Origin of the sequence: Lactonifactor longoviformis (assembly GCF_042848515.1) — a bacterium.
Classification (GTDB): Bacteria; Bacillota; Clostridia; order Lachnospirales; family Lachnospiraceae; genus Lactonifactor; species Lactonifactor longoviformis.
This window is the reverse complement of record NZ_AP031453.1, coordinates 1,942,501-1,950,000: the sequence shown is the minus strand read 5'-3', so window position 1 is coordinate 1,950,000 and position 7,500 is coordinate 1,942,501. Positions and strand designations below refer to the sequence as shown.

At 42.9% G+C, this 7,500-nt stretch carries 7 protein-coding genes, 1 tRNA gene and 1 rRNA gene (2 of these 9 cut by a window edge); 1 reads left to right on the top strand and 8 read right to left on the bottom strand.

What is annotated here, in order from left to right; all coding sequences use genetic code 11:
* A protein-coding gene (locus ACGHCT_RS08905; RefSeq protein WP_072854901.1) for a DUF554 domain-containing protein crosses the window boundary here: on the bottom strand, nt 1–510 show its 5' portion. The gene continues 207 nt to the left of window position 1, outside the view; only the first 510 of its 717 coding nucleotides appear in the window; the start codon lies at nt 508–510; its stop codon lies beyond the left edge, outside the window.
* A gap of 292 nt (nt 511–802) precedes the next feature.
* On the opposite strand from ACGHCT_RS08905, the gene ACGHCT_RS08900 reads away from it, so the two are divergent.
* Entirely contained in the window at nt 803–1,132 is a 330-nt protein-coding gene (locus ACGHCT_RS08900) for a hypothetical protein (RefSeq protein ID WP_390439576.1), read from the top strand.
* Nucleotides 1,133–1,260: 128 nt separating this feature from the next.
* On the opposite strand, the gene ACGHCT_RS08895 is transcribed toward ACGHCT_RS08900, so the two are convergent.
* The 7 genes from ACGHCT_RS08895 to ACGHCT_RS08865 all read right to left on the bottom strand — a co-directional run.
* Nucleotides 1,261–1,482 carry a hypothetical protein gene (locus tag ACGHCT_RS08895; protein ID WP_072854899.1) on the bottom strand — a complete coding sequence of 74 codons (222 nt, stop codon included), beginning with the start codon at nt 1,480–1,482 and terminating at the stop codon, nt 1,261–1,263.
* A gap of 570 nt (nt 1,483–2,052) precedes the next feature.
* Nucleotides 2,053–2,673 (bottom strand): CatB-related O-acetyltransferase, encoded by a 621-nt coding sequence (locus ACGHCT_RS08890; RefSeq protein WP_390439573.1) that lies wholly within the window; start codon nt 2,671–2,673, stop codon nt 2,053–2,055.
* A gap of 13 nt (nt 2,674–2,686) precedes the next feature.
* Entirely contained in the window at nt 2,687–3,394 is a 708-nt protein-coding gene (locus tag ACGHCT_RS08885; RefSeq protein ID WP_390439571.1) for a conjugal transfer protein, read from the bottom strand.
* A 261-nt stretch (nt 3,395–3,655) separates the two neighbouring features.
* Nucleotides 3,656–3,919 carry a CD3324 family protein gene (locus tag ACGHCT_RS08880; protein ID WP_072854896.1) on the bottom strand — a complete coding sequence of 88 codons (264 nt, stop codon included), beginning with the start codon at nt 3,917–3,919 and terminating at the stop codon, nt 3,656–3,658.
* A gap of 415 nt (nt 3,920–4,334) precedes the next feature.
* On the bottom strand, nt 4,335–5,333 hold the full coding sequence (locus ACGHCT_RS08875) for a helix-turn-helix transcriptional regulator (protein WP_390439568.1): 999 nt from the start codon (nt 5,331–5,333) through the stop codon (nt 4,335–4,337).
* A 165-nt stretch (nt 5,334–5,498) separates the two neighbouring features.
* Nucleotides 5,499–5,569, bottom strand: a tRNA-Trp gene (locus ACGHCT_RS08870).
* Between the two features lie 184 nt (nt 5,570–5,753).
* A 23S ribosomal RNA gene (locus ACGHCT_RS08865) occupies nt 5,754–7,500 on the bottom strand (it continues 1,145 nt past the right edge of the window).

Here is a 7,500-nt window from a genome sequence, read left to right as displayed (position 1 = left end):
GCCCAGAGGGAGCGCGGAAAATAGCGGCCCTATCCCAAAGGATGCCGCAAATATCATAGTGATGACTCCATCTAAAATTGCTTTTGCTGCAAGCATAGAGTAGTCTCCCGAAAATCCATCCTGCAGTGCTCCCACCACCGCCATAGCCCCAATACAGATCACCAGCGTATTGCTCATAAATCCGGCAACAAACCCTGTATCTTCCTGTGCGTTGACAAGCTTCTTCAGGCGTTCTCCCAGCTGCTCCACATGGTATTCAATATTACACGCTTCTCCCAACAAAGAGCCGAGTACCAAAGACGCGATCAACAGAATTGTCCCCTGGGACTCTAACCCATTCCCAGCAGGTTTCAACATGCCGGTAAGTGCACCGCTTATCCCTATGAAAATCACGCAGAGCCCCATGGACTGCATTAAGATCTCTTCCAATCTTCGGGGAATGTTTCCTTTAATAAAAGTTCCAATTCCTCCGCCTAACAAAACTGCTGCTACATTAATTAATGTTCCCAATACCCAACCGCCTTCTTTTTCCTTTGCCTACATTTGCCTCAAGAATCATCTTATCATCTTGCACTATCCCCTGCAATACTATTTTCCGAAAAATCATAAAGCCATTTTTCAGCGTGATTTACACACTTATCTATGTATCTTTTTGTAGGATTTTATGTCGCTGATGTATAAAAAGAAGGATATGTTATGATACATGATTTGGATTTGACTTTGCAGACTATTCGTATTAAACTAAAGATAAGATGAATAAATATTAACTAGCATTATACCCTTTGCATAAGGAGGTGGGCTTATGAAGGATCATATTTTTTATTTGCTAATCATGTGGGGCGGAGCTTTTTTATTGCTGGGAGTCGGAATCTATGTACGAAAAATGAAAAAGCCTATGCGACTTTGGACCACTATACCTGTATTAGCCTCAGATGTAAAGGACCTGTCAGCTTACAACCGGGAAATCAGCCGCCTGTGGTGCATATGCTCTATTCCGTGTTTTATCACAGGATTAATTGTATTCTGGTATCCTGTTGCTTCTGTCATCTTCTTTGTTTTGTCCTGTACCGCTGGCATAGCCTGGATAGCCTGGCAATACCAGAAAATCGAAAAAAGGTATCTCGTTAAATAATCATTCCTTGTAATGTTTGCACCCCCGCTAATTACGGGGGTGTATTATAGTCCAGTTAATAGTCCGTGTACTGTGGACGCTTGACAAATGCCCAGTGCAATCAAATTCCTGTCAGAACACTAAAGATTTCAGTGCAAATACAGATATGGATTTGCCTGACGTTTTGGTGCGGCAGGAATCACGCTTTCAAGTGCCTCCTGCTCAGTTTTGTACAGTCGGCTTTGCCGCAGCCTGATCCCTTTATAACAATCGTATCTTAAAGTCACCAAATCTCCTTGTATCCCTGTAATAATGGCCTGTTTAATTCTGTGACCGTTTTCTATAAAGTAACAGATATCTCCTGCCTTCATGATACCACTCCTTTGCCATCATTATATAGGAACTAGTGTTCGATTTTCAATGGTAAGATATGGAACCTATTGCTCCCTCCGGCTATACTTTCTATGCTTTTGACGGATCTGTTTTTCCTACTGCTGTGGTATGCGTCAAGGACTTCTTTCTTCTGTTTTAACCCTACGCCAAAATAGCGTCTGTAGCGTATGACCAAAGCTCTCTCCCACTGTGTAGAAGTCAACCGTCAGTTGGTGTTTACCTCGTTATTACCGCCTATAACTAATCCGGGCAGCAATATAGTAAATACCATCTGTCGTCGTTTCTTTTCTCTATCGCTAAGAATTTGTGTCGGATTCAGGACTCCAGCCCGTTAGAAACGTGCGCCGCCAGGCGTACTTACAATAAACACGTATGCAGCCGCAAAACAGCATAGACGTTTGGCAATATGAGTAATTTAAGTGCAATATATGATTTGATAGTTCATTTATATAGTCGGAATATCCTGTTTTAAAATACAAACTTTTATGACAAAAATCCCTTTGTCTCCCAGATAAGTATGGACTATTTTGCTTAGCATAAAGGCAGATTTAGTTTAATTGTTTAAGATTGCCGGATTGAATAGCAGCGATATTTCGGAATATTCTTTCTTTAGACCAATCCCACCATTTTATTTTAAGCAATGTATCAACCGTTTCTTGATTAAATCTTGTTCGTATAGGTTTTGCAGGTACACCGCCTACGATTGTATAAGGCGGGACATCTTTCGTGACAACTGCTCGCGCTCCGATAATAGCACCATCTCCAATTGTAACGCCTGCTAAAATGACTGCTTCATAACCAATCCAAACATCATTTCCGATAACAATATCTCCTTTGTTATCCCACGCTTGTGTAATATCCTTTACATCTAAATTCCATTCTTCAAAAAATATAGGGAATGGATAGGCAGAAAGCGAAGATAAACTGTGATTTGCACTGTTGAATATAAATTTTACTCCGCAGGCAATCGAACAAAATTTACCTATTATCAGTTTATCCTGATTGATTTGGTAGTGATACAAAACATTGTTCTTCTCAAAATCCTTTGGCTCTTTGACAAAATCGTTATATATTGTGTAATCACCGATTATAATATTGGGATTACTGATGACACTTTTTAAATAGACAGTTTCTTTGTCCTTTGAACGGGGATAAATTTTCTGTGGCATATCTGCTCCCTTCTTATTCGTCAAACGGAAAAATAAATTTGTTGATATGTTCAAAATGGTTATTTTCTGTATAATACACGGTTCGTTCATTTGCAGAGTAAACAAATGAAACTCTGGTCGCCCACGCGCCCTCTTGCCGGACAGTGTTAAGCAATGTAAATGCGTCATAAATTGAAAAATCATTTTTATAGCTATCTAAAAACTGCAAAGCCAACTCATACCTATTATCATCCGGTACAATAAAATCTTTCGTGCTTTCCGGCTTTATCAATGAGTAATTTGTTATCAGAGAATACTTACTTTGTTCTTCCCGATAACCAATTCCCGGTTCAATTACCAATGTACGCCCATGAAAATCAGACAACATTGCCTGCATGGTAGAGTCTGGTGCATAAACAATTTTCTTTGACTTAACAATTTGAAGAACCTCATCAAAGGAAACCTGCGCCTTGATAAATTGCTCTGTCAAATCAGCAATCGTCATACAGTCATCGCCGTCTTGATACGCTCCGGCAGAATTGCCATGCACATATAACAACGTTCCTACATTTCCGTTTTGATTTACTCCATGATAAGAATGATAGGATCCGTCTGGACGCAAAATCCCGATATAGAAACACTCTTTTTCGTTCATTACTTTATGCGTCCACACAGAAAGGTCAATGTCAAAATTAAAGCCTGTTATCATATTACTCCCACGATAAACGAATCTAGTACACATAGTAGTGCCGCCTTTCATAAAATCTTTGTATGTTTCATCTTTATTTTACAGTCTTTCTGATAGACATTCTATACACTGTATGATACCGAAATGATTGGTATAAGAAAGATTGCGCAAAAGCGCAATCTCCGCCTGCAGCGGGCTGTCGCAGGCAGTATCTTCCTTTCCGCCGCAGTGTGATCCCCCGGAGGTTTTTATTACATAGGGAATGAAGTTTCCTATGTAATAAAATAAGAGACTGCACTTGGCAGCCCCTTACGGTTACTTTTGATATATGATTTTCCGAACAGCGTAGAAAGATAAGCAATATTTTTCAGCAAGGCAATTCATAGAAATACCGCTTTGATATTCTTGTTTTATCTGCTGATTACGCTGCTCTAAGTTTTTCCGATAACCGGAAACTTCCCCCCAACGCTTCTGCTGTTTCTGTTCGATAGGAACATAAATATATTCGCCTTGAACATATCTTTGTAGCTCTTTTACCAATGCGTCCGGAAGAATGATTTTTGCATTTTTATATTTCATACGGGCTTCCTCCTTGATTACGATAGTCAAGTTACAAAGCCAGCATTTTATTTTGCGACTATTTTACTCCATGCAACCGTCGCAATCTACTGGCTTTGCATGGAGAAAACCTTTGTTTCTCTTTTTCGTGTTGATACACATACAAATCACTTCTTTCCCTACGTCTGAAACATTAAATTAAGATGAATACAGTCTAACATATTCTTAAACCTATATCAATCATGATTTTTAACTCCCTCTTTAGCATTTTTTAATTTTCTCATATTAAGAAGTCAAAAAATATTTTAAAAAATTTCTCTCAAAACTTCGGCAAAATTGCTCTGCTCGGTGTTGCAGGTAGTGAGAGGAAAATCGGAGGGTTGGGAATTCTTCCCAACAAGCCCATTTATGGTCTCTTACACCGTACAACCATATTTTATTTTTCGCTGGACGTGTTATAGACTTTATCTAGTTTTTTTACTGGCCTGATATACTTAAAATACTGTTCTGGATTGTAATAAAAATACATGATTCTTCCGGGAGAAGTATCCAGGCAGTAACCAGCCCCGGTATAATCAAAAGCTGCCATTGCTGCCTCAATCTTTTCCTCAACGCTGCAGTTTTCTTGTTCGTAATCAAATGGTCCATGTTCAAAAACAATATATTCATTTTCCGGAATGTCGTCCATAGACATTTGAGGCGGGACTTCCCCTCTATAGTCTAGTGGGAGCCGTACCCCCCAACACTCTGAGCGCGGTATCCCCCAATCACACAGCCTGCCCTTGGGGTCATTCATATAAGCCATAATCTGACCGCTTCCACAGTTGGCTTCGCTCCCCCCGCCGTCGTCCAATTTTCCTTTAATACTATCAAGTAATCCGCAGATTGTTTCATAGTCTTGTCCCTCAATAAGACTTTGCTTTTGCCAAAAATCCCAGTATCCGTTGCTCTCATAGTTTTTGATGTACAAAAATTTGTGTGCTGGTATCGTAACAAAATATACCTTTACACCTTCTGTTGTTTTTATCATACCAATTTCTCCTAATCCGAAAAAGTAACGGTCAAATGGACTTATTTTTGTACGGAGAACGACAGGCTTAGGATTCCTCCGATACTCACTGGGCGTAACACCATAAGTTCCTTTGAAAGATCTGGTAAAGGCTTCATGGGATGAAAAACCATAATCAAAGGCAATATCCAGAAGGCTCTTATCGCTATCACGAACCTCCTTTAATGCAAAGGCCAACTTTCTCTGACGTAAATACTCTCTAAACTGCATCCCCGAGATCTCTTTGAACTTTCTTGTTGTATGATATTCAGAGTAACCCAGCTTCCGAGCTAAAAAGCGCAGAGTTAAAGCCTCATCGCTATGACCTTTCATACACTCATCTATTTCATCCACAATTACTTGAATTTGTTTCTGCCATTCGTACATTAAATCACCTCTTTCAACCGTCCTGCAACTATTATAAAGAATTGGAAATGTTTCTGCTTGATTTTACTTGCGTTTTGTAATTAGGAGATTTTACCCTTTGCCGTCTTTAACTCATATAATACAAAAAAGCCCTGCAGACATTACATCTGCAGGACTTCTTCTCTCCAGGGGATGAGGGATTCGAACCCCCATCGACGGTTTTGGAGACCGGTGCTCTACCATTGAACTAATCCCCTTTATACGACTTTAAGTGGCCATCCCTAGCCACTTCTTCTTTTTATGTACTCTCAAAACTACATATACGATTTTACATCTTCTTTTTCCACTTTGCAACACTTTTCCGTTGTACTTAGATTTGCCTCTTACCAGTTCCGGCTCAACTTGCGTCTCGCCTCACTGCCTTTGGCTTCCCTAAGTGTTCAGGTCAAGCCCTCGACCGATTAGTAACAGTCAGCTCCATGCATTGCTGCACTTCCACCTCTGCCCTATCTACCTCGTCGTCTTCAAGGGGTCTTACTTCCTTTAAGGAATGGGATATCTCATCTTGAGGGGGGCTTCACGCTTAGATGCCTTCAGCGTTTATCCCTTCCCGACTTGGCTACCCGGCCATGCTCCTGGCGGAACAACCGGTACACCAGTGGTCAGTCCAACCCGGTCCTCTCGTACTAAGGTCAGCTCCTCTCAAATATCCTACGCCCACGCCGGATAGGGACCGAACTGTCTCACGACGTTCTGAACCCAGCTCGCGTACCGCTTTAATGGGCGAACAGCCCAACCCTTGGGACCTACTACAGCCCCAGGATGCGATGAGCCGACATCGAGGTGCCAAACCACTCCGTCGATGTGAACTCTTGGGAGTGATAAGCCTGTTATCCCCAGGGTAGCTTTTATCCGTTGAGCGATGGCAATCCCACTTTATACCACCGGATCACTAAGTCCTACTTTCGTACCTGCTCCACCCGTCGGTGTCGCAGTCAAGCTCCCTTCTGCCTTTGCACTCTTCGAATGGTTTCCGACCATTCTGAGGGAACCTTTGAGCGCCTCCGATACCCTTTCGGAGGCGACCGCCCCAGTCAAACTCCCCGCCTGACATTGTCCCACCGCCGGGTCACGGCGGTTGGTTAGAAACCCAATACTGCAAGGGTGGTATCCCAACATTGACTCCATGGCAACTGGCGTCACCACTTCTTCGTCTCCCACCTATCCTGTACATGCAATACCGAATCCCAGTATCAAGCTGGAGTAAAGCTCCATGGGGTCTTTCCGTCCTGGCGCAGGTAACCAGCATCTTCACTGGTACTTCAATTTCACCGGATGCATTGTCGAGACAGTGCTCAAATCATTACGCCTTTCGTGCGGGTCGGAACTTACCCGACAAGGAATTTCGCTACCTTAGGACCGTTATAGTTACGGCCGCCGTTTACTGGGGCTTAAGTTCAAAGCTTCGACTTGCGTCTAACCTCTCCCCTTAACCTTCCAGCACCGGGCAGGCGTCAGCCCATATACCTCACCTTTCGGTTTTGCATAGACCTGTGTTTTTGCTAAACAGTTGCTTGAGCCTATTCTCTGCGGCCACCTTTCGGTGGCACCCCTTCTCCCGAAGTTACGGGGTCATTTTGCCGAGTTCCTTAACAATGCTTCTTCCGTCGGCCTTAGGATTCTCTCCTCATCCACCTGTGTCGGTTTACGGTACGGGTACAATATAAACAATAGCGGCTTTTCTTGACGGCCGGCTCATGGGCTTCCCTACTTTAGTTCGGTCCGCATCACGCCTTCGGATTGTTCAGCGGATTTGCCTACTGAACTCCTACCTCGCTTGCACCGGATTTTCCGTTTCCGGCTCCCACTTTCCTTCCGTGTCCCCACAGTTCTGTTATATTGCAGTACAGGAATCTCAACCTGTTGTCCATCGGCTACGGCTTTCGCCCTCGCCTTAGGCCCCGACTTACCCAGAGCAGATCAGCTTTACTCTGGAAACCTTAGATATTCGGCCAAAAGGATTCTCACCTTTTTCTCGCTACTCATTCCGGCATTCTCTCTTCTTAACACTCCACGGCTCCTTACGGTACCGCTTCTTCGCGTTAACAATGCTCCTCTACCAATCACTTGCGTGATTCCTCAGCTTCGGTGTCGTGTTTCAGCCCCGGACATTTTCGGCGCAGGACCT

What these genes read in the sequence shown, in the direction of transcription:
- ACGHCT_RS08900 (WP_390439576.1), top strand. Translation starts at nt 803, where the DNA reads ATGAAGGATCATATTTTTTATTTGCTAATCATGTGGGGCGGAGCTTTT.
- ACGHCT_RS08895 (WP_072854899.1), bottom strand. Translation starts at nt 1,482, where the DNA reads ATGAAGGCAGGAGATATCTGTTACTTTATAGAAAACGGTCACAGAATT.
- ACGHCT_RS08890 (WP_390439573.1), bottom strand. Translation starts at nt 2,673, where the DNA reads ATGCCACAGAAAATTTATCCCCGTTCAAAGGACAAAGAAACTGTCTAT.
- ACGHCT_RS08885 (WP_390439571.1), bottom strand. Translation starts at nt 3,394, where the DNA reads ATGTGTACTAGATTCGTTTATCGTGGGAGTAATATGATAACAGGCTTT.
- ACGHCT_RS08880 (WP_072854896.1), bottom strand. Translation starts at nt 3,919, where the DNA reads ATGAAATATAAAAATGCAAAAATCATTCTTCCGGACGCATTGGTAAAA.
- ACGHCT_RS08875 (WP_390439568.1), bottom strand. Translation starts at nt 5,333, where the DNA reads ATGTACGAATGGCAGAAACAAATTCAAGTAATTGTGGATGAAATAGAT.